Source organism: Citrobacter sp. HN-141 (assembly GCF_033341895.1).
GTDB lineage: Bacteria > Pseudomonadota > Gammaproteobacteria > Enterobacterales > Enterobacteriaceae > Citrobacter.
In genome coordinates, this window is sequence record NZ_JAWPBF010000004.1 from 38,134 (window position 1) to 61,740 (window position 23,607).

The window sequence follows — 23,607 nt, forward strand, 5'->3', positions numbered from 1 at the left end:
GAGTCGCTATGTTAAGGGTCTACCACTCCAATCGTCTGGATGTGCTGGAAGCGTTGATGGAATATATCGTTGAGCGCCAGCGGCTGGACGACCCCTTTGAACCCGAGATGATCCTGGTTCAAAGCACCGGTATGGCGCAGTGGTTGCAAATGACTCTGGCACAGAAGTTTGGTATTGCCGCTAACATTGATTTCCCGCTGCCAGCGAGTTTTATCTGGGATATGTTTGTGCGCGTATTGCCGGATATCCCAAAAGAGAGCGCATTCAGCAAACAGAGCATGAGCTGGAAGCTGATGACGCTGCTACCCCAATTGCTGGATAACGATGATTTCGCACTGCTACGCCACTATCTCACCGACGACACAGACAAACGTAAGCTGTTTCAGCTTTCATCACGCGCCGCGGATTTGTTCGACCAGTATTTAGTCTACCGTCCTGAATGGCTGACGCAGTGGGAGGCGGGGCAGTTGGTGGAAGGATTAGGAGACGCTCAGGCCTGGCAAGCGCCATTGTGGAAAGCGCTGGTGGAATACACGGCTGAACTGGGACAGCCACGCTGGCATCGTGCCAATTTATACCAGCGGTTTATTCAGACTCTGGAAAGTACGTCTGACTGCCCACAAGGCTTGCCCTCGCGCGTCTTTATCTGTGGTATCTCCGCGCTACCGCCCGTGTATCTGCAGGCATTACAAGCGCTGGGTAAGCACATTGATATTCATCTGCTTTTTACCAATCCCTGTCGTTACTACTGGGGAGATATTAAAGACCCCGCTTATCTGGCTAAACTGTTGGCGCGTCAGCGTCGGCATAGCTTTGAAGAACGACATTTACCGCTGTTTCGCGATAGTCAGAATGCTGAAGGACTGTTTAACAGCGATGGCGAGCAGGATGTGGGGAATCCGATGTTGGCCTCATGGGGAAAACTCGGACGTGACTACATATATCTGCTTTCGGAACTGGAAAACAGCCAGGAGCTGGATGCGTTTGTCGATATCACCCCTGATAACCTTTTGCATAATATTCAGTCAGATATTCTTGAGCTGGACAGTCGGGCTGTGGCGGGAGTCAGTCTGGAGGAGTATTCACGTAGCGACAATAAACGGTTGCTTGAGCCAAATGATACCAGCGTGTCTTTCCATGTCTGCCATAGCCCACAGCGCGAAGTGGAAATACTCCACGACCGATTGCTGGCAATGCTGGAAGCGGACCCAACGCTGACGCCGCGCGACATCATCGTGATGGTGGCGGATATCGACAGCTACAGCCCATTTATTCAGGCTGTCTTTGGCAGTGCCCCGGCCGATCGTTACCTGCCGTATGCTATTTCTGATCGTCGGGCGCGTCAGTCTCATCCTGTCTTACAGGCGTTTATTAGCCTGCTTTCGCTACCGGACAGCCGCTTTGTCTCGGAGGATGTGCTGGCATTACTGGATGTGCCTGTGCTGGCTGCGCGTTTCAACATCAATGAAGAAGGGTTGCGCTATCTTCGTTTGTGGGTCAATGAATCCGGGATTCGCTGGGGCATTGACGACGACAACGTGCGCGAACTCGCGCTTCCTCCAACTGGCCAGCATACCTGGCAATTTGGTTTAACACGTATGCTGCTGGGCTATGCGATGGAAAGCGCACAGGGTGAGTGGCAGTCGGTATTGCCCTATGATGAGTCCAGTGGTTTGATTGCCGAGTTAGTCGGGCATTTGGCCTCGCTGCTGATGCAGCTTAATCTCTGGCGCCGGGAGCTGGCAGTAGAGCGCCCGTTGGAGGCGTGGCTACCTGTTTGTCGCGAAATGCTGAATGATTTCTTCCTGCCGGATGCTGATACCGAAGCCGCGATGACGCTGATTGAACAGCAGTGGCAGGCCATTATTGGCGAAGGGTTGGGAGCCGAGTATGACGGTGCCATACCGCTTTCGTTGTTGCGTGATGAGCTGGCACAGCGACTCGATCAGGAACGAATCAGCCAGCGTTTCCTGGCTGGGCCTGTCAATATCTGTACGCTGATGCCGATGCGCTCCATTCCTTTTAAGGTGGTGTGTCTGCTTGGGATGAACGATGGCGTTTATCCGCGCCAGCTTGCGCCGCTGGGCTTTGATCTGATGAGCCAAAAACCGAGGCGTGGTGACCGAAGCCGCCGTGATGATGACCGCTATCTGTTCCTGGAAGCGCTGATTTCGGCGCAGCAAACGCTCTATATCAGCTACATCGGCCGCTCAATTCAGGATAACAGTGAGCGCTTCCCGTCGGTGCTGGTGCAGGAACTTATGGATTACATTGGGCAAAGCCACTATTTGCCGGGCGATGAATTACTCACAAGCGATCAAAGTGAAGCGAAAGTAAAAGCGCACATTACCCGTTTACATACACGTATGCCCTTTGATGCACAAAACTATCTGCCAGGTGAGCAGCAAAGTTATGCCCGCGAGTGGTTGCCAGCGGCAAGCCTGTCAGGCAAAGCGCACACGGATTTTGTCCAGCCTCTTCCCTTTGAAATGCCTGAAACCCTGACGCTGGAAACGCTGCAACGCTTTTGGGCTCATCCGGTACGGGCGTTTTTCCAGATGCGCCTGAGGGTAAATTTCCGCTCTGAAGAGAGCGAGATCCCGGAAACTGAACCCTTTATCCTTGAAGGGCTTAGCCGCTATCAGCTTAATCAGCAGTTGCTTAATACGCTAGTCGAAGAACACGATGCAGAACGTTTGTTCCGCCGCTTCCGTGCGGCGGGGTCGCTTCCCTATGGTGCATTTGGTGAAATTCTCTGGGATACACAACACCAGGAGATGCAGTCGTTGGCTGAGCGCATTATTGCCTGTCGTCAGCCTGGTCAAAGCATGGAAATCGACCTGACCTGTAATGGCGTACAAATAACGGGTTGGCTCCCGCAGGTACAGGAAGACGGATTGTTGCGCTGGCGCCCATCTCTGATAAGCGTTTCGCAGGGAGTGCAACTTTGGCTGGAACATCTTGTCTATTGTGCCAGTGGCGGCGCGGGAGAAAGCCGGTTGTTCTTACGCAAAGACGGCGAGTGGCGTTTCCCGCCACTGGAGGCAGAGCAGGCATTACAGTATCTGTCGCAACTTATTGAGGGATATCGGGAAGGCATGTCGTCACCGCTACTGGTATTACCGGAAAGTGGTGGGGCGTGGATAAAAACCTGTTATGACGCCGTAAATGATGCCATGTTAGATGACGATGATACGTTGCAAAAAGCGCGCAGTAAGTTTTTGCAAGCCTATGAAGGCAATATGATGGTACGTGGTGAAGGTGACGATATTTGGTATCAACGCCTGTGGCGTCAACTGGAGCCTGAAACTCTGGAGACTATTGTTTTACAGTCTCAGCGTTATCTGTTACCGATTTTTCGATTTAATCAGTCGTGACGATTGTATAAAAATTGCGCAATTTGATGGCTTCCACTATGATGCGCTTTCTGTCACGGACTGATTCTTACAAAGAGAAGAGGCTGACGCGTTCAGCACAGAGTCTTGCCCTGTTCAGACCACGCTAAATGCGTTGTTTGCAGTGAACAGGTGAATACGTTAATGATGAGGTTTGTGAATGCCCCGCAGCACCTGGTTCAGCGCATTACTGTTGTTCGTCGCCTTTTGGGCGCCCGTAAGTCAGGCAGATACTGGTTGGCAGCCTTTAGCTGAAACCATCCGTAAAAGCGATAAAGATACCCGCCAGTATCAGGCCGTGCGCCTTGATAATGGTATGGTCGTGTTGCTGGTATCCGATCCTCAGGCCGTGAAATCTCTCTCTGCACTGGTGGTGCCAGTCGGCTCGCTGGAAGATCCGGACGATCACCAGGGGCTGGCGCATTACCTTGAACACATGTGTCTGATGGGGTCGAAAAAATATCCACAGCCGGACAGCCTGGCCGAGTTCCTGAAAATGCACGGTGGTAGCCACAATGCCAGCACTGCGCCTTACCGCACCGCTTTCTATCTTGAAGTTGAAAATGACGCGCTGGTCGGGGCGGTGGATCGCCTGGCCGATGCGATTGCCGATCCGTTGCTGGATAAAAAATATGCCGATCGCGAGCGAAATGCCGTTAATTCTGAGCTGACGCTGGCGCGTACCCGCGATGGTATGCGTATGGCGCAGGTGAGCGCGGAGACTATAAACCCGGCGCACCCAGGCTCGCGTTTCTCCGGCGGAAATCTGGAAACGTTGAGCGATAAGCCGGGCAACCCGGTGTTGAAAGCGTTACAGACATTCCATGAAAAGTACTACTCAGCTAACCTGATGAAGGCGGTGATTTACAGCAATAAACCGTTGCCAGAGTTGGCGAAAATAGCGGCTGACACCTTTGGACGCGTACCGAACAGAAATATCGAAAAACCGGAAATAACCGTCCCGGTTGTCACTGACGCGCAAAAGGGCGTCATCATCCACTATGTTCCGGCAATGCCGCGTAAAGTGCTGCGCGTTGAGTTTCGTATCGATAACAACAGCGCACAGTTTCGCAGCAAAACCGATGAGCTGGTGACCTACCTGATTGGTAATCGTAGCCCGGGAACGTTGTCTGACTGGTTGCAAAAGCAGGGATTAGTTGAGGGCATTCGTGCGGACTCCGATCCTGTCGTTAATGGCAACAGCGGTGTGTTAGCGATTTCCGCGACGTTAACCGACAAAGGGCTGGCAAATCGAGATGAAGTTGTCGCCGCAATATTTAGTTATATCAATTTGTTACGTGAAAAAGGTGTCGATAAACGCTATTTTGACGAGCTGGCGCACGTGCTGGATCTCGACTTCCGTTACCCCTCCATCACTCGTGATATGGACTATGTGGAATGGCTGGCCGATACCATGATCCGCGTGCCTGTCGAGCATACGCTCGATGCAGTGAATATTGCCGACCGGTACGATGGCAAAGCCGTTGAGCAACGCCTGGCAATGATGACGCCGCAGAATGCGCGTATCTGGTATATCAGTGAGAAAGAGCCACACAATAAAACCGCTTATTTTGTCGATGCGCCTTATCAGGTAGATAAAATCAGTGAGAAAACATTCGCCGACTGGCAGCAAAAAGCGCAGGGCATTGCGCTGTCGTTGCCGGAGCTGAACCCGTATATTCCAGATGATTTCACGCTGATTAAGACGGATAAAAAATATGCTCATCCGGAGCTGATCGTTGATGAGCCTGATTTACGCGTGGTGTATGCCCCGAGTCAATATTTTGCCAGCGAGCCAAAGGTTGATGTCAGCGTGATACTGCGTAACCCGAAAGCGATGGACAGCGCCAGAAACCAGGTCTTATTCGCCCTGAACGATTATCTGGCGGGTATTGCACTCGACCAGTTAAGTAACCAGGCATCTGTTGGTGGAATTGGTTTCTCTACCAATGCTAACAACGGGTTAATGCTTAACGCTAACGGCTACACCCAACGTTTGCCGCAGCTTTTCCAGGCGTTGCTGGGCGGTTATTTCAGTTACACCTCAACAGATGAACAGCTGGAACAGGCGAAATCCTGGTACGCCCAGATGATGGACTCTGCGGAGAAAGGCAAAGCTTACGATCAGGCGATCATGCCGGTTCAGATGCTGTCTCAGGTACCGTACTTCTCACGTGATGAACGTCGTGAGCTGTTGCCATCTATTACGTTGAAAGACGTGATGGCCTACCGTGACACCTTAAAAGCCGGTGCGCGTCCCGAATTCCTGGTGATCGGCAATATGAGTGAAACTCAGGCGAAAACCATGGCTCGGGATATCCAGAAGCAGCTTGGCGCGAACGGCTCACAGTGGTGCCGAAACAAAGATGTTGTGGTAGACAAGCAGCAGTCTGTCATCTTTGAAAAAGCGGGCAGTAGTACGGATTCAGCGCTGGCGGCGGTGTTTGTACCCACCGGCTATGACGAGTACACCAGCTCGGCTTACAGCGCGATGCTAGGACAGATTGTTCAACCGTGGTTCTATAATCAACTGCGTACTGAAGAGCAATTAGGTTATGCCGTCTTTGCTTTCCCAATGAGCGTTGGCCGCCAGTGGGGAATGGGCTTCCTGTTGCAAAGCAGCGACAAGCAACCGTCCTATCTCTGGGAACGCTATAAGGCATTTTTCCCGACGGCGGAAGCGAAGCTGCGGGCGATGAATGCTGATGAGTTCGCACAAATTCAGCAGGCGATCATCGCGCAAATGCTGCAGGCTCCGCAAACTTTGGGGGCCGAAGCCTCTCAGTTAAGCAAAGATTTCGATCGCGGCAATATGCGCTTCGATTCACGTGATAAAATCGTGGCTCAGATTAAACTGCTGACGCCGCAAAAGCTTGCCGACTTCTTCCATCAGGCGGTGGTTGAGCCGCAAGGCATGGCGATACTGTCACAGGTTTCCGGTAGCCAGAATGGGAAAGCAGAATATGTGCACCCGGAAGGCTGGAAAGTGTGGCAGACCGTCAGCGCGTTGCAGCAAACCTTACCCCTGATGAGTGATAAGAATGAATGATGCCGCTGAGCCCCTTGATCCCCTACGCTTGCCCCTGACGGGTGAGCGTCTGATTGAAGCCTCTGCAGGCACCGGTAAGACCTTTACCATCGCCGCCCTGTATTTACGTTTACTGCTAGGACTGGGCGGCTCTGCCGCCTTTCCTCGTCCTCTGACTGTCGAAGAGCTGCTTGTGGTTACTTTTACAGAAGCTGCGACAGAAGAGTTGCGAGGTCGAATTCGTAGCAACATTCATGAACTACGCATCGCCTGCCTGCGTGAAACCACGGATAACCCGCTCTACGCCCGTTTGTTGGAAGAAATCGCCGATAAAAAGCAGGCCGCATGGTGGTTGTTATTGGCTGAAAGACAGATGGATGAAGCCGCGGTGTTTACCATCCACGGCTTTTGTCAGCGCATGCTCAGTCTGAATGCCTTTGAGTCAGGCATGTTGTTTGAACAGCAGTTGATTGAGGATGAATCGCTGTTGCGCTATCAGGCCTGCGCAGACTTCTGGCGTCGACATTGTTACCCGCTGTCTCGCGACATTGCACAGGTTGTTTTTGAAACGTGGAAAGGTCCACAGGCGCTGCTAAGGGATATCGATCGCTACCTGCAGGGTGAATCCCCGGTGATTAAAGCACCACCGCCAGCTGATGAAACGCTGGCCGCCCGGCACGAAAAAATTCTGACGCGTATCGACCAGATTAAGCAACAATGGCGTGATTCCGTCGCTGAACTGGACGGTCTACTGGAAGCATCCGGGATCGACCGGCGTAAATTTAATCGTGGTAATCAGGGCAAGTGGATCGAAAAGATCAGTGCCTGGGCACAGGAAGAAACCCGGAGCTACCAGCTTCCTGACGCACTGGAGAAATTCTCTCAGCGTTTTCTGGAAGACCGCACCAAAGCTGGTGGTGTAACCCCTCAACATCCGCTGTTTGTCGCGATTGATGAATTGCTGAGTGAACCGCTGACAATCCGCGATCTGGTGATCACCCGGGCATTGTCGGAAATCCGCGAGGCGGTCGCCCAGGAAAAACGCCGACGCGGTGAGCTGGGTTTTGACGATATGCTCAGTCGCCTGGACGCGGCGCTGCGTAGCGAAAGCGGCGATGCGCTGGCGGCGGCCATTCGTACCCGTTTTCCGGTGGCGATGATCGATGAATTCCAGGATACCGACCCGCAGCAATACCGTATTTTCCGTCGTATCTGGCAGCATCAACCGGATACAGCGTTGTTGCTGATAGGCGATCCTAAGCAGGCTATTTACGCCTTTCGTGGCGCGGATATTTTTACCTACATGAAGGCGCGTAGCGAAGTCAGCGCGCACTATACGCTTGATACTAACTGGCGTTCGGCCCCAGGCATGGTCAACAGTGTCAATACGTTGTTCAGCCAGATGAGCGACGCTTTTATGTTCCGCGAAATCCCTTTTAGCCCGGTGAGATCCGCAGAGAAAAATCAGTCGCTACGGTTTGTGCTGGAAGGGGAAACTCAGCCGGCGATGAGTATGTGGCTGATGGAAGGGGACAGCTGTGGCGTGGGGGATTATCAGAGCTTTATGGCCCAGGTGTGCGCGACACAAATTCGCGATTGGCTTAAAGCCGGGCACTCTGGCGAAGCGTTGCTGGTCAGCGGTAAAACGTCCAGGCCGGTACGCGCATCTGATATCAGCGTACTGGTGCGCAGCCGCCAGGAGGCGGCGCTGGTACGCGATGCGTTGACGCAACTGGCCATCCCATCGGTATATCTTTCTAACCGTGACAGCGTCTTTGATACGCTGGAAGCGCAGGAACTGTTGTGGGTTCTGCAGGCAGTGATGACGCCGGAGCGTGAAAATACGCTGCGTAGTGCGCTGGCAACCTCAATGATGGGATTGAATGCGCAGGATATTGAAGCGCTGAATACTGACGAAAAAGCCTGGGATGCGGTTGTTGAGGAATTTGATAGCTACCGACAGATCTGGAATCGACGCGGCGTGATGCCGATGCTGCGCGCGTTGATGTCCGCTCGCCATATTGCGGAAAACCTGCTGGCAACGGCAGGGGGCGAACGCCGTCTGACCGACATTTTGCATATCAGCGAACTGCTCCAGGAAGCGGGATCGCAACTGGAAAGCGAGCATGCGCTGGTACGCTGGCTATCGCAACATATTCTGGAGCCCGACAGTAATGCGTCCAGCCAGCAGCTCAGGCTGGAAAGTGATAAGCATCTGGTCAAAATCGTCACTATCCATAAATCAAAAGGGCTGGAATATCCGCTGGTCTGGCTGCCATTTATCACCAATTTCCGCGTCCAGGATCAGGCGTTCTATCACGATCGCAGTTCGTTTGAAGCCGTGCTGGATCTCAGCGAAGCGGACGAAAGCGTCGAGCTGGCAGAGGCAGAACGCCTGGCAGAAGACTTGCGTTTGCTTTACGTCGCGCTTACCCGCTCGGTCTGGCACTGCAGCCTTGGCGTGGCGCCGTTGGTCCGCCGTCGGAGCGATAAAAAAGGGGATACCGATGTGCATCAAAGTGCTCTTGGTCGCCTGTTGCAACGGGGTGAACCAATGGATGCTGCAGGTCTGCGTAGCGCTATTGAGGCGCTGTGCGGTGAGGATATCGCTTGCCTGACGCCGAATGAACCGGATGGTGAGCGCTGGCAGGTTGTACAGCCCGCCAGCTCTACGTTGAATGCAAAAATGCTGCAACGAACGCCTGGTGACAGTTGGCGTGTTACCAGCTATTCCGGTCTGCAACAGCGTGGGCATGGTATTGCACAGGATCTGATCCCACGTCTGGATATCGACGCGGCAGGCGTCGGTGAAGCCATTGAGGAATCAGGCCTTACGCCACACCAGTTTCCTCGCGGTGCGTCACCAGGGACATTTTTGCATAGCTTGTTTGAAGACCTGGATTTCACCCAGCCGGTTGAGCCAGTGTGGGTACAAGAAAAGCTCGCGCTTGGCGGATATGACGCGCACTGGGAGCCCGTTCTGACGCAGTGGCTGGATACTATTTTGCATGCGCCGCTCAATGAAACCGGTGTGAGTTTGAGCGATCTTTCTGCGCGTGAAAAACAGGTGGAGATGGAGTTTTACCTGCCGATTTCGCAACCGCTGCTGGCCGATCAGCTCGATGCAGTGATCCGTAAATACGATCCTCTTTCGGCCGGCTGCCCGCCGCTGGACTTTATGCAGGTACGCGGCATGCTGAAAGGGTTTATTGACCTGGTGTTCCGCCACCAGGGGCGCTATTACCTGCTCGACTACAAGTCAAACTGGCTGGGTGAAGACAGTTCTGCGTATACCCAACAGGCAATGGCCTCAGCCATGCAGGCGCACCGCTACGATCTGCAGTATCAGTTGTATACCCTGGCGCTGCACCGTTATCTGCGCCATCGCATCGCTGATTATGACTATGAACGCCATTTTGGCGGCGTTATCTATCTTTTCCTGCGCGGCGTTGACGGCGACGATCCGCAGCAGGGAATTTACGCCACCCGACCAGACGGAGAATTGATCGCGTTGATGGACGAGATGTTTGCCGGTGCGGTACTGGAGGAGATGCAATGACAATCCAGAAACGATTGCTGGAGGCCGTAGAGCAAAAACAGCTCCGTCCTCTGGATGCACAGTTTGCGCTGGCGGTTGCCGGAAACGACAGCCCAGCCGTTACGCTGGCGGCGGCTCTGCTTAGCCGTGAAGCGGGCGAGGGGCACGTTTGTTTACCGCTTTCCCGGCTATCTTTACGCGAAGATGCCCATCCGCTGTTGAGCGCCTGGCTGTGCGAGGCCGGTGAACCGGAAGACTGGGCGGAATGTCTGCTGGCCTCCGCTGCGGTAAGTCACGGCGAACAGCCAACGCCGCTGGTGTTATATGACAATCGCCTGTATTTGAACCGTATGTGGAATAACGAACGCACGGTGGCCCGTTTTTTCAGTGAGGTAAACCAGGCCATTGAGGTGGATGAGCCTCGGTTGATCCGCACGCTGGAAGCGCTCTTCCCATCATCGGAGGGCGTTAACTGGCAAAAAGTGGCGGCGGCTGTGGCGTTGACCCGCCGTATATCGGTGATCTCCGGGGGACCAGGCACCGGTAAAACGACAACGGTAGCCAGGCTGCTGGCAGCATTGATTCAGATGGCGGAGGGGGAGCGTTGTCGTATCCGTCTGGCGGCGCCGACGGGAAAAGCGGCAGCGCGTCTGACGGCATCGCTGGGGGCTGCACTGCGTGAGTTACCGCTGACCGATGAGCAAAAGAAACGTATTCCCGATGATGCCAGTACGCTGCACCGATTGTTAGGTGCACAGCCAGGCAGCCAGCGTCTGCGCCACCATGCGGGTAATCCACTGCATCTGGACGTGCTGGTGGTGGATGAAGCTTCGATGATTGACTTGCCGATGATGTCGCGCCTTATTGAAGCGCTACCGCCGCACGGACGGGTGATTTTTCTTGGCGATCGTGACCAGCTTGCCTCCGTTGAGGCGGGGGCGGTGCTGGGGGACATTTGTGCATTTGTGAATGACGGATTTACCCCGGAACGTGCCAAACAACTCAGTCGGCTGACCGGTAGTCCCATTCCAGCGGGAGCCGGAACTCAGGCCGCGTCTTTACGTGACAGTTTATGCTTGCTGCAAAAGAGTTACCGTTTTGGCAGTGATTCTGGCATCGGCCAACTGGCTGCGGCCATTAATCGGGGTGACAAGACCGCGGTTAAAACCGTTTTCCAGCAGGGATTCAGCGATATCGAAAAACGCACGTTACGCAGCAGTGAAGATTATGCCGCGATGCTGGATGAAGCGCTGGCGGGGTATGGTCGCTACCTGGATTTACTGCGTGAAGGGGCAGCGCCGGACACCATTATTCAGGCCTTCAATGATTATCAGTTGCTGTGCGCACTGCGCGAAGGTCCATTTGGCGTTAGCGGATTGAATGAGCGCATTGAGCAGGCGATGGTGCAAAAACGTAAAATTCCCCGTTCGACGCACAGTCGTTGGTATGAGGGAAGGCCGGTGATGATTTCGCGCAATGACAGTTCGCTGGGGTTATTTAACGGTGATATTGGCATTGCGCTCGATCGTGGACAAGGGCTGAGGGTATGGTTTGCGCTGCCGGACGGTTCGATTAAGTCGGTGCAACCCAGCCGCTTGCCGGAGCATGAAACGACCTGGGCGATGACGGTGCACAAATCTCAGGGTTCTGAGTTTGACCATGCGGCGTTGATTATACCCAGCCAGCATTCCCCCGTGGTTACCCGCGAGCTGGTTTATACCGCGGTGACCCGTGCCCGCCGCCGCTTGTCGCTGTATGCCGATGAGCGGATTTTGAGTAGCGCCATTGCTACGCGCACTGAACGCCGCAGCGGATTGTCAGCATTATTTAATGACGGCCTGCAGTGTGCCTGATGGCGATGCTAACGCTTCTTATCAGGCCTACGGTGCCAGCGAGGTAGGCCGGATAAGGCATTTATGCCGCATCCGGCAATGACCACTATCCCAGATCCGCCATCAATACTTTTGACCGCCGCTGATAGTTGTACATCTCTTTTTTGCTTTCCGGCAGCAGATCGATATCGACCGGCGTGAAGCCGCGCTCCTGGAACCAGTGAATGCTGCGCGTCGTCAGCACGAACAGCTTGCTGAGCCCCATTTGTCTGGCCTGCACAGCGATCCGCTCCAGCAAAACTTCACCGCGGGATGAGCTACGGTAGTCCGGATGTACTGCCACGCACGCCATTTCACCAATCTTCTCCTCCGGAAAAGGGTACAGGGCGGCACAGGCAATGGTCAGATTATCGCGCTGAATTATGGTGAACTTGTCGATCTCCATTTCCAGTTGTTCACGGGAGCGACGCACCAGAATACCTTGCTGCTCCAAAGGACGAATCAATTCCAGAATGCCGCCAATATCGTTAATGGTGGCGCGACGGATCTGCTCGGCGCTTTCCATCACGATTTGCGTACCGATTCCATCGCGGGAGAACAGTTCTTGTAACAACGCGCCATCTTCCTGATAGCTGATCAGATGGCAGCGGCGCACGCCGCTACGACAGGCTTTAACGGCACCGCGCAGGAAACGCACCGTACCGGAGCTGTAATCACCTTTCTCTTCCTGTGACTCAACACGCGCTTGCGCTTCGTTGGGAAAGAGTTCGGAAACAATATCGCCATGATCGTTAGTCACCCCTTGAGAGGAGCAAAAACCGATCATTTTCTCTGCTTTCAGTTTGATCGCCAACTGGGTGGCAACCTCTTCGGAGGTCAGATTAAAGCTCTCACCGGTCACGGAAACAGCGACCGGGCCCAGCAGAACAATAGCGCCGCTGTCCAGTTGACGGTGAATCGCTTCTTCATCAATTCGACGAATACGTCCGCTATGGCAGTAATCCACACCGTCATCCACACCCAACGGTTGCGAGATAATAAAATTACCGCTGACCACATTGATGTGTGCACCCTGCAAAGGCGTATTGTTCAGGCTCATCGACAGGTGGGCGGTAATATCAAGCTGGAGCAAACCCGCAGCCTGCTTGACCAGCTCCAGGGTTTTGGCGTCGGTAACGCGCGTATTTTTGTGATACACCGGTTCATGGTGATGCGCGGCCAGATTGGCATCAATCTGCGGCCGTGCGCCATAGACCACGACAAGGCGAATGCCGAGGCTATGAAGGAGACCAATGTCATTGACGATACTGGAAAAGTTTTCATGCTCGATGGCTTCGCCGCCCAGCATAATGACAAACGTTTTTCCCCGATGGGTATTGATATAGGGAACAGAATGGCGGAATCCCTGTACCAGTTCGGTTCTACGCTCCTTCACCACGGCACACCCTCATTGCATGATTATTCGTAATTTGTGTATTTTTATTCTGTTTTGGCGCTATGCGCAAGCGTAATTTTTACCCCTGCCGAAGATTTTTCTCAGTAATGCCGTGAATATAAAAACAATGTTTACCCTTTTATAGATGACAGATTATGCGTCATTCGCTAAAGTTTCCGGTCAATTCGGACGTTTTACGTATTACCTCAATATAGATTTCTTTTGCTCGGGAGAAGCATGTCGGGATCCAACTCAGCAATCAGTCGCCGCCGTTTACTGCAAGGTGCGGGTGCTATGTGGCTTTTAAGCGTCAGCCAGGTCGGTTTGGCTGCCGTGAGTCAGGTCGTTGCCGTTCGTATCTGGCCTGCGTCCAGTTATACCCGCGTTACGGTGGAATCCAACCGTCTGCTGAAATACAAACAGTTTGCCCTGAGTAATCCTGAGCGTGTGGTTGTCGATATTGAAGGCGTCAATTTGAACTCGGTGCTCAAGGGCATAGGGACGCAGATCCGCCCGGACGATCCCTACATTAAGTCTGCACGCGTCGGGCAGTTTGACCCGCAGACCGTGCGGATGGTGTTTGAACTGAAACAAAATGTGAAACCGCAACTCTTTGCATTAGCGCCAGTTGCAGGCTTCAAAGAACGTCTGGTGATGGATCTCTATCCTGCCAATGCGCAGGATGTCCAGGACCCTCTGCTGGCGTTGCTGGAAGATTACAACAAAGGCGATTTGGATAAACAGGTGCCACCTGCGCAAAGCGGCCCACAGCCGGGTAAAGCGGGGCGCGATCGTCCGATTGTTATTATGCTTGACCCAGGCCACGGCGGAGAAGACTCCGGTGCCGTGGGGAAATACAAGACACGTGAAAAAGATGTGGTATTGCAGATAGCCCGTCGCCTGCGAGCGCTTATCGAGAAAGAAGGCAACATGAAGGTCTATATGACGCGCAATGAAGATATCTTCATTCCGTTAAAAGTGCGCGTGGCGAAAGCCCAGAAACAGCGCGCTGACCTGTTTGTTTCTATTCATGCCGATGCGTTTACCAGTCGCCAACCCAGTGGTTCGTCGGTGTTTGCACTCTCAACCAAAGGCGCGACCAGTACAGCGGCAAAATATCTGGCACAAACCCAGAACGCCTCGGATCTCATCGGTGGCGTCAGCAAAAGCGGCGATCGCTACGTCGACCACACCATGTTTGATATGGTGCAATCGCTGACCATCGCCGACAGCCTGAAATTTGGTAAAGCGGTATTGAATAAGCTGGGTAAAATTAACAACCTGCATAAGAACCAGGTTGAGCAAGCTGGATTCGCGGTGCTGAAAGCGCCGGATATCCCCTCTATCCTCGTGGAAACGGCATTTATCAGTAACGTCGAAGAAGAGCGTAAGCTGAAGACTGCGACCTTCCAGCAGGAAGTGGCAGAGTCGATTCTGGCAGGGATTAAAGCCTACTTTGCCGATGGCGCGACGCTGGCGAGAAGGGGATAAATACACGCCCTGGGCATTCTGACGCAATAAAATGTACGAATGCCCAGGGTGAAATATTATAGTTGAATTATTTACAGGGCTCGGTAATATCGTCAAGCGGGTGTCAATATCAATTTATATTTAGAGGGTATTAAATTATTGGATTGATTAATGCTTATCTTGCCTTATTTATGTTAAATGTATAATTTATTTTTATATCTATTTTTAATAGATAGATTTTTTGCATTTATTTTTTCCTAAAATAAACTTGACGCTTTTTTCTCGCTAGATAGTCTATCCTCACCTGAAATATAATCTTAATGTATTCTCCTCTGGTAGGAATACAATCACCACAAATTGTGGTACTCAGATAGGACTCTAAGCCCTGGATGAAATTAAATTTATTAAAGGATTAATCAATGAAAGCAAAAGTATTACTAGCTGCTATGGGGTTGGTTTTTGCAGGCTCCGTGCTGGCGGCCGGTCCTTATCAGGATAGTGCGGATATTCATTTCGCCGGTGAAGTATTAACTAACCTCTGCGCAGTTAGTGTCGATGGTGGCAGCACTGTTACATTAGATTCAACCGATGCCGGCGCCGTTGAAGCACAGGCAGGCAGCAATTTGATCAATGAGAAACCGTTCAGCATTACTGTCGACTGTTCAGGCGCCACCACAGCCATTACGGATGGAGGGCTTGCCACGATGACCGGCTACCTGACCGCGGCCTCTGGCACCGAGGTTGATGCTGCCACTCAGGCGCTGAAAAACATCGATACCACCGGTGCGGAGAACGTCGGCTTCGGCGTGAAGGATGATGCCGACAACCTGCAGACCTTTACTAGTGCAGATAGAGTCGCGAAGCCGTTAACGGCTAGCGATAATAAATATACATTTGACTATAAAGTCGGTTATATGAAAGTGGCTAGTGGCGTAACGCCGGGCCTGGTCGCAGCCAACAGCACCTTCGTTGTCGATTACCAGTAATTGCTCGTCTGTTCGGGAAATATACTTTTTCCCGAACGTTTTAATATTGAAACTGATGGATTGTTATTGATCACAAGTGTTGCTCAAGGATGGCAATAATGAAAATAATTAAGGCGGTTTTATTCCCCGCGCTTTATTTAATATTAATTGTACCTGCCCCTGCCGCCGAATTTACCGTTACGGGTATGATTAATAAAACCACCTGTGCGATCAATGATGATAACAACGGCGAGATCGTTTTACCGGATATCCAGGTAGGCCGGATGCGAACCAGCACAGGCGACATCGCCAGCACCGAGCACATTACCGTTTCCTGCGATGACCCGGCCGCCTTTACAACCGTCGAGGGGCGTTTCACCACCAACGGCGCGGTCGATCCCGCTACTCTTGCGCTAAAAAACCTGATTACCGACGCCAGCGGCGCTAAAGACGTCGGCGTGCAAATTATCGATCCCGCCAGCCATACCGTCATCACCCCTAATGCGCAGGAGTCCAGCGTAACGTTGACCCTGAATCAGGGTCAGGCCACGTTCGATTTTGGCTTTGCCTACGTCAATCTGGGCGCCGCCGAGGTGGGCGACGTCCGTGTCGAAACGACGTTTATCGCTACCTATCAATGAGGGATATCGCGTGAAGCACTCAGCAATGATTCCGGTGGTGCTTGCTCTTTTCAGCCTCCCGACGTGGGGCGATACCGCTTTCACGCAAAGTAACTCGCGCGACTATGTGGTTAGCGGCCGCGTGGTGGAGGATGCCTGCACTTTATCCCTGTCAGGAGACCGTTTAACAACATCAGCTTATGGCTGGCTACAAATGAAGCTGGGCACCGTAGGGTTTGGTTTTACCCAACTGTCTGACAGCTATGGCCCTTTCACAAATACGGTCCCGCCGATGGGAGAGATGTTAACTACCGCAGACTTACGGCTGACGGTGCTATGCTCGGCTTCGATGACGGGGACCATGATCACGGTGACCATTACCACCACCGATACGGTTGATGCCGAGACTAAGGCAGTTACCAATCGCTACGGTGACGGTACCCAAGGTGATTTCGGCATCAAACTCTATAACAAGGACGACAAGCAAGACATTGACTTTACCACCGCCACCGCCAGCTCGGTTGAGCTAACCTCGTCAACGGAGGAGGGCAACAGCGCACAGGCGGAAATTAATTACCAGGTCGGTATGGTGCGTTACGGCGCTCGAATTATGAATACGAATATAAATGCGCACATTGTTTTTAACGTCGACTATGAATAAGGAAATAAGAGTGCGCTACATATTACTTATTTTGCTGTGGTTCTGCATCAGTTTCCCGGCACGCTCCCAGCCTACCAGCGACACCCTGGCTCTGGATATTTCTGGTGACGTCACCATCATAGCTTGCGCTACGTGGATTGAAGACGGCACGGGCCTTATGACAAGCGTAATAAAACTGCCGATCGTCCCGCTGAGCGAACTACAGCCCGCCCAGGCGGGAGTCGGCAAAACAGCTTTCAAAGTCAATTTCCAGTGTTCCTACCAGAATATTCTGGATATTTATGAGGATGGTGGATTCGATCGTTTATCTGTGCGTTTCACTGCCAGAAGCGAAATAGACCCCACGACGCAGATTTTAAAAAATGATCATGCGCGAAATACCAACGGCGCAGAAGATATTGGTTTTTTAATTAGAGACAGCGCCAATAACGCCGTCCAGTTCGAAAATGACACCGACCCCAGCGACTGGGAGTCGTCGAGAACTAACACCGTTTCAGTTGTTTGTGAACACATTGGTCCGCAATATCAGCCAGCGCCAGAGGATGTCGAAGCAGCCGAAACAAAGGGAACCTGTAGTTCGTATTCCTTCCCTTATACCGTGGAATATGCCACCTATGGCGACAGCCCTGGGCCGGGTTTAGTCGATGCCGATGCCACGGTGACCGTTGACTGGCAATAACGATTTTCTGTTTCTAAAAAACGCTCCAATAAATCAAAGAAAGGAATCATTGATGAAATATTCATATTTATTTTTCACCCTATTTGCGACGGGTGCGCTCAGTACTCCGGCATTATCCAGCGTGGTGGTACAGGGAACCCGGGTTATTTATCCCGCATCAGCGAAAGAAATTACCGTCAAAATGACGAACCAGGGTAAAACGCCGCTGCTGGTGCAATGCTGGCTTGATGACGGCCATGAAAATGGCGACCCGGCAAAAATGAAATTACCCTTTATTGTCACCCCGCCGGTTTCCCGCCTTGACCCGGCAAAAGGCCAGAGCGTACGTATTACCTGGACCGGCCAGGCCCTACCGCAGGACCGGGAAACAATTTACTGGTTTAACGTCTTAGAAATTCCGCCCAAAACCACCAGCGCCGAAGGAAGCAGCAAGTTAAACCTCGCGCTGCGCTCGCGCATTAAATTCTTCTACCGGCCGAAAAACTTGTCCGGCAGTTTTATTGATGCGCTGAATAACGTCAGTTGGAGCATTGCCAATAACGCCATCACGCTGAAAAACGCCTCCCCTTACTATTTATCCATCGTCGGCGGCAACGTCTGGGTGGGGGAGAAAAAATATACCTACAAAGCCAAAATGCTCAGCCCGTTTTCCGAGCAGAATTTTGCCGTTCCGCAGCTGACTACCTCGGCGGTCAGCAAAGTCAGTTGGACAGGTCTGAACGATTATGGCGCTGTCACCGAGGTCGTTAAAACCACCCATTAATCTTTGGGAAAAGGGATATATGCGCTATTCATCAGGACCTTTTTATTTACCGCCATTGCTGGTCGGTCTGTTTTGGCTGTCCGACGTCATTGCCGACGAGCCAGCGGCGGTAGCTGGTGCGTCAACGCCCGCGCCGGAAGCCAGCACGGACCCCGAAGCCGTTGAGTTCAGCAGCGCCTTTTTGATGGGCGATGCCGGCAGCCAGCTAGACCTGAAACGCTTTTCTCGCGGTAACCCGGTGCTGCCAGGGCGCTATAACGTCAACCTATGGCTCAACGGCAAAGAAAAGCTCAAAACGGCGGTCACCTTTAACGAGAATGGCACCGACTATGCCACGCCCTGCTTCACCCGCAGCCTGCTGGAGCAGATGGACGTCAACCTCGACTCGCTTGATATCGCCGATGATGAAGAAACCTGCTACGTGCTATCGCAGGTGCTGGATAACAGCAATGTCCGCTATGATCCGCTCACCCAGCAGTTGGATGTCACCATTCCGCAAATTCACCTGATTAGCCGCCCGCCAGGTTATGTCTCGCCGTCGCGCTGGGATGAAGGCGTCCCGATGGCAATGCTCTCCTATAACAGCAACGGCTGGCATGCGGAGAATGACGGCAGCACCCAGGACACCTTCTACACCGGTCTGCTGTTCGGCATCAACATGGGCGCGTGGCGTCTGCGTTCCAACGGCGCCTATAACTGGGATAACGACAACGGCGGCGAATACAGCAGCTACGATCTGTTCATCGAGCGCGATATCGCGGCCCTGCAGGGCAAGCTGGAAATGGGCGATGTCAGAACCACGTCCGACGTGTTGGATTCGGTGTCGTTAGACGGCGTCCATCTGTACCACGATAACCAGATGAATCCGGCGTTCAACAACTACGTGCCGACCATTCGCGGCGTCGCCAGCAGCAATGCGAAAATTACCGTCCGCCAGCGAGATCGCATCGTCACGCAGGTTACCGTACCACCGGGGCCGTACGCCATCAGCGATTATTTCGCCGCGCAGAACGGTAGCGATCTTGATGTGACCGTTGAAGAGACAGACGGTAGCATCCATACCTTTTCCGTTCCCTTTGCCTCCGTCGCCCACTTGCTGAGCCCCGGCCAGGTCGACTGGGATTTTGGCGCAGGCACCGTCGATAAAAACCAGGTGGACGAAACCATCCAGGTTGCCACGTTTTCCGGCGCCTACGGCGTCAATAACCTGTTTACCCTCTATGGCGGCGCGCAGTGGGCGGAAAGCCTGTACGCTGCCGGCATGGCGGGCATCGCCATGAACACGCTGGTCGGCGCGTTTGCCATGGACGTCACCCACTCCTCCACCAACGTGGAAGACGAAGGCACGCTCACCGGGCAGAGTTACAGCATCAACTACAGCAAAAGTTTTGACGCCACTGACACGACCTTTAGCGTCACCGGCTACCGCTTTTCTTCGGAGAACTACCTGTCGTTAAACGACGCCCTGTCGTTACAGAACACCCTCGACGATTATGCCGATGAGCACGATACCGACCAGCAAAGCGCTATGCATGCCTACTCGCGTACCCGTAACCAGGTTCAGGCCAATATCTATCAGGACATCACCATCGGCGAGGAAAACTACGGCTCGTTCTATCTTAACGGCACCTGGAGCAACTACTGGGGAGATGACGGCAACACCTCCGAATACGCTTTGGGCTACAGCAGCAGCATTGGCCGGGTGAGCTACAGCATCTCAGTGCAGCGCAGCTATGACAGCTACGGCGAAAAGGATGACACCATCAACCTTGGCTTTTCCATCCCGTTAGGCAGCAGTTCCAGCGTAGATAAGCCGGCATTCAGCAGCCTGAGCATGAACACCACCAGCGACCTGAAAGGCAACGACAACATCAACACCACCGTGACTGGCAACTCCAGCGATAATCGCTACAACTACAGCCTCAACGCCAGCAGCAGCCGTAATAAGGACAGTGAAGATCTCACCACCATAGGCAGTTGGCTGACCTACAACGGCGACCGAACCACCGGCTCGCTGTCGGTAACGGAAGGGCTAAACGGTGACGAACAATATTCGCTCAGCGCCTCCGGCGGCGTGCTGCTGCACAGCGGCGGCCTGACGCTGGCGTCGGGCTATCTTAGCTCCGACACCACCATGGCGCTAGTGCGCGCCGTAGGGGCGAAAGGCGCATCCGGAACTTCTGGTAATGGCGCGGTTGACCGCTTCGGTAACCTGGTGGTGACCGGCCTGAGCCCGTATCGTGAAAATACCGTCGGGCTGGATATCTCCACCATGGAAAATGACGTGGAGATCGGCAACACCACCGCCGTCGTCGTCCCTACCAGCGGCGCGCTGGTGCGTATTGATATTGAAACCGATGCCCGCAAGGCTTTTATGCTTGAGCTGGTGCGCGATGACGGCGGTTTTATTCCGCTGGCCGCCGACGTTAAGGACGATAAAGGCGCCTCCATCGGCACCGTCGGCCAGGCGGGTATCGCGTTTGTTCGCGGCACTGATGACAACGGCACCCTCTCCGTCGTCTGGGGTGCCAGCAGCGAGGAGCGCTGCCGCGTCACCTACAGCCTGAGCAGCGATACCGCCGTGGTGGGTAAATCCCCGTTCCTGGCCAACCAACGCTGCCAGATGTCTACCGCGAAATCAGGAGTTAGTCATGCGCAATAAATCCTCTGCTTACCCGCTATGGGGGCTACTGGGGCTCCTGCTGTTAGCCACTGCCATACTGTTAACCGCACGCCCGTCTGGCGCGGCCGACACCGATACCACGCTTAACTGCTATTCATCATCGGCGTACTATTGTAAGGGCGAAAAGCAAGAGGTCGAGGTCACCTTTAAAGCGTCGTTCGTCGAACCTTCCTGCGAGGTGACGGTACCCACTCAGATCACGCTGCCGGATGCCATTATCAGCGATTTTTTGGCGAGCGGAGGAGGCTCCCTGAATCTGCTCTCATCTGACGGCGGAGGGTCACCAGATATCTACACCAATTTTGACATCACGCTCGCAGGATGCGAGGAAGTGGATCAAGATATATGGCCAACGATGAAGCTGGTGTTTACCGATCTGGGCACGACCACTGGCACGACGGGCATATTTGCAGCGGATGCGCCGCCCCGCGACGACGTCGGTTTTGTCATCTTCAGTACCAATGGCGAAACCGTGGACAACGTACTCACCATTCCACCAAAGTTTAAAAATGACGGGATTTACGAAGGGTTGGCTTACCACTTTAAAGCGCGAATGCAGGTTTACCCTAACGTAACAAGCATTACCCCTGGCCCGGTGGTGGGCAGCGTTAGCGTTGTGGCTAATTATGAATAAAGGAATATCACGATGAAAAAATATGGGCTGGTGCTTTTGTTGCTGATTTTTAGCCGCTCAGTGTTCGCTGAAGGATGTTTTTTTGAATACAATAACCCTCAGAGCATTTATCTTACGCTCGGTAATACTCAGCAGGTAAGCCTGTCAGATAATACATCCGGACTACAGTTGATTCAAACATATGACGCCGGGGGTGGAGGAGCTTTAAAGTCATATTGGAACGAGACTGGAACGGGCACGGCGTTGTCCGTGTTCCAAGTCCCCCCCATATCGTCGTCGTTACGAACAACCAAAACCAGTAATGGCGCTGTGTTATTCCCTATCGACAACGTGAGCACTGCGCAGGAGTCGGGTTTTGCCTTTGCATTTAAAGTTAACAATGGCTCACGTTCAGCCTATATTACACAGATAGGGACTATACAGGATTCCGCCGCGGGGAAAAACATATTATTCTCGAACCTGACGAAAGAGGAGTGCAATAGTTCAACCTGGAGTTTCACAGTTGAATTGTGGCATGTGGATAATAATTACCGGGACGAACGGAAATTATCGGCAATAAAACCAATCGAGGGCCCGTCTTACTTTGCATTGTATTTTCCCGGCTACTATCGTGGGGTGATGACTAACAGTACAGCCATGATTTATTTTGCAGGTGGCACCAGCATTCCCGTTGCTCCAGTAACATGCAATCTGTCGGTAAACAGCAATATGATTGATTTTGGCAATCTGTATCTCCGCGACCCCGATAGCTGGCCAACAAAAGAGGTGATCTTAACCAGCAATAATTGTTCACAGGTCGGCACGGCGCAGCTGCGCATACTCTCCAACGGTCATCAATACTCATCAAAGGTGCTCGCATTGGGAAATCAGCTGACCGGCGATAACGCCGCCAAAGACATCTTAGTAAGGTTTACCACCAAGTCTGGCGCGAGTATTAATCTCGATACATCAGAATGGGATAACGGTCTGAGCTGCGATACCGATACCCTGTCGTTCGCCAGTGACGGTTTTATCAGTTCCTGCACCCATACGGTGATTGCCAATATATACCCACTCTGGGGTGGGGAGGCGACAACCGGCGACTTTGAAACCAGCGCCACCTTCAGCATCACCTACTACTAGCCATCATCAACCATCATCAGCGTATTTTCAAACGTACGTCCGTGCATATAGGCGAACGGCGCGATCTCAACCTTACCGATTTCTGGGCGCAGGCAATATTGCATAAAGGAGGCGCCCAGTCGTTTCACCAACATGTCATAGACGGGGCAGAACTAAGGGGCAAATGTCTCTGAGATATCTCTGGGCAGGGACCCCAGGTCTTCATCGGCCTGAAGGACGGGACGCGTCATTGATCACTATTAACCCATACAGGCGGACGGCAGATACAAAAAAACCGCATCAAGCTCAACGCTTTTGCGGTTTTATTTTTAAGGCCTTATTAAGCGACCTTAACAGATTGTGTTGGTTGCGGGGGCCGGATTTGAACCGACGACCTTCGGGTTATGAGCCCGACGAGCTACCAGGCTGCTCCACCCCGCGTCCGTCTTTTTGCTTTGTATTTCAAACCACATCCGCGTTGGCTTTCCTCGTTCACCTCAGTCACTTACTGGAGTAAGCTCCTAAGGATTCACTGCGTCGCCGCCTTGCTGTGATTCGAACTACTTTGCAAAAACTTTACATCAAATTTTAATTGGTTGCGGGGGCCGGATTTGAACCGACGACCTTCGGGTTATGAGCCCGACGAGCTACCAGGCTGCTCCACCCCGCGTCCGTCATTACTCTTCCATCGAGTAACGTTACTGCTTCTGATTTTAATTGGTTGCGGGGGCCAGATTTGAACTGACGACCTTCGGGTTATGAGCCCGACGAGCTACCAGGCTGCTCCACCCCGCGTCCGTGGA

The 23,607-nt window shown here is 53.0% G+C and carries 14 protein-coding genes, 3 tRNA genes and 1 pseudogene; 13 read left to right on the top strand and 5 right to left on the bottom strand.

Going from position 1 to position 23,607, the window contains the following annotated elements; genetic code table 11:
* Positions 1-8: 8 nt before the first annotated feature.
* The 4 genes from recC to recD all read left to right on the top strand — a co-directional run bounded on the left by recC (position 9) and on the right by recD (position 11,814).
* Positions 9-3,377, top strand: a complete 3,369-nt coding sequence (gene recC, locus RYZ59_RS06275; protein ID WP_318045697.1) for an exodeoxyribonuclease V subunit gamma — start codon at positions 9-11, stop codon at positions 3,375-3,377.
* A gap of 178 nt (positions 3,378-3,555) precedes the next feature.
* Positions 3,556-6,444, top strand: a complete 2,889-nt coding sequence (ptrA, locus tag RYZ59_RS06280) for a pitrilysin (RefSeq protein WP_318045698.1) — start codon at positions 3,556-3,558, stop codon at positions 6,442-6,444.
* A complete protein-coding gene (gene recB / locus RYZ59_RS06285) occupies positions 6,437-9,982 on the top strand; it encodes an exodeoxyribonuclease V subunit beta (protein WP_318045699.1) in 3,546 nt (1,181 codons plus the stop codon). Before ptrA ends, recB begins: the two co-directional genes overlap by 8 nt.
* Positions 9,979-11,814: an exodeoxyribonuclease V subunit alpha gene (gene recD / locus RYZ59_RS06290; RefSeq protein ID WP_318045700.1), complete on the top strand. Its 1,836-nt coding sequence runs from the start codon at positions 9,979-9,981 to the stop codon at positions 11,812-11,814. The genes recB and recD overlap by 4 nt, the downstream gene beginning before the upstream one ends.
* A gap of 85 nt (positions 11,815-11,899) precedes the next feature.
* Here the strand turns inward: recD and argA are convergent, their stop codons facing one another.
* Positions 11,900-13,231: an amino-acid N-acetyltransferase gene (gene argA / locus RYZ59_RS06295; RefSeq protein WP_318045701.1), complete on the bottom strand. Its 1,332-nt coding sequence runs from the start codon at positions 13,229-13,231 to the stop codon at positions 11,900-11,902.
* A gap of 234 nt (positions 13,232-13,465) precedes the next feature.
* Here argA and amiC point away from each other — a divergent pair, with 234 nt between their 5' ends.
* The 9 genes from amiC to RYZ59_RS06340 all read left to right on the top strand — a co-directional run bounded on the left by amiC (position 13,466) and on the right by RYZ59_RS06340 (position 22,825).
* Positions 13,466-14,719: an N-acetylmuramoyl-L-alanine amidase AmiC gene (gene amiC / locus RYZ59_RS06300; RefSeq protein ID WP_137382705.1), complete on the top strand. Its 1,254-nt coding sequence runs from the start codon at positions 13,466-13,468 to the stop codon at positions 14,717-14,719.
* A gap of 398 nt (positions 14,720-15,117) precedes the next feature.
* A complete protein-coding gene (locus tag RYZ59_RS06305; RefSeq protein WP_318045702.1) occupies positions 15,118-15,684 on the top strand; it encodes a fimbrial protein in 567 nt (188 codons plus the stop codon).
* A gap of 98 nt (positions 15,685-15,782) precedes the next feature.
* Positions 15,783-16,304 carry a fimbrial protein gene (locus RYZ59_RS06310; protein WP_318045703.1) on the top strand — a complete coding sequence of 174 codons (522 nt, stop codon included), beginning with the start codon at positions 15,783-15,785 and terminating at the stop codon, positions 16,302-16,304.
* A 10-nt stretch (positions 16,305-16,314) separates the two neighbouring features.
* Complete coding sequence (locus RYZ59_RS06315; RefSeq protein ID WP_318045704.1) at positions 16,315-16,944, top strand: fimbrial protein; 630 nt, start codon at positions 16,315-16,317, stop codon at positions 16,942-16,944.
* A gap of 10 nt (positions 16,945-16,954) precedes the next feature.
* The gene (locus tag RYZ59_RS06320) at positions 16,955-17,623 is read left to right on the top strand and encodes a fimbrial protein (protein WP_318045705.1); all 669 of its coding nucleotides are present in this window, start codon (positions 16,955-16,957) and stop codon (positions 17,621-17,623) included.
* A gap of 52 nt (positions 17,624-17,675) precedes the next feature.
* Positions 17,676-18,386 (top strand): fimbria/pilus periplasmic chaperone, encoded by a 711-nt coding sequence (locus RYZ59_RS06325; protein WP_318045706.1) that lies wholly within the window; start codon positions 17,676-17,678, stop codon positions 18,384-18,386.
* Between the two features lie 19 nt (positions 18,387-18,405).
* Positions 18,406-21,048 (top strand): outer membrane usher protein, encoded by a 2,643-nt coding sequence (locus RYZ59_RS06330; protein ID WP_318045707.1) that lies wholly within the window; start codon positions 18,406-18,408, stop codon positions 21,046-21,048.
* Positions 21,038-21,703: a hypothetical protein gene (locus RYZ59_RS06335; RefSeq protein WP_318045708.1), complete on the top strand. Its 666-nt coding sequence runs from the start codon at positions 21,038-21,040 to the stop codon at positions 21,701-21,703. The genes RYZ59_RS06330 and RYZ59_RS06335 overlap by 11 nt, the downstream gene beginning before the upstream one ends.
* Positions 21,704-21,715: 12 nt before the next feature.
* Positions 21,716-22,825, top strand: coding sequence for a fimbrial protein (locus RYZ59_RS06340; RefSeq protein WP_318045709.1), 1,110 nt, complete (start codon positions 21,716-21,718; stop codon positions 22,823-22,825).
* A 2-nt stretch (positions 22,826-22,827) separates the two neighbouring features.
* Here RYZ59_RS06340 and RYZ59_RS06345 read toward each other — a convergent pair.
* From RYZ59_RS06345 to RYZ59_RS06360, 4 genes and pseudogenes are all read right to left on the bottom strand, one after another.
* Positions 22,828-23,049 (bottom strand): annotated as a pseudogene (locus tag RYZ59_RS06345) (PhoH family protein); the annotation flags it as partial.
* A 119-nt stretch (positions 23,050-23,168) separates the two neighbouring features.
* Positions 23,169-23,245, bottom strand: a tRNA-Met gene (locus tag RYZ59_RS06350).
* 152 nt (positions 23,246-23,397) lie between these two features.
* Positions 23,398-23,474, bottom strand: a tRNA-Met gene (locus tag RYZ59_RS06355).
* 48 nt (positions 23,475-23,522) lie between these two features.
* Positions 23,523-23,599: transfer RNA gene (locus RYZ59_RS06360), tRNA-Met, on the bottom strand.
* Positions 23,600-23,607 lie beyond the last annotated feature (8 nt).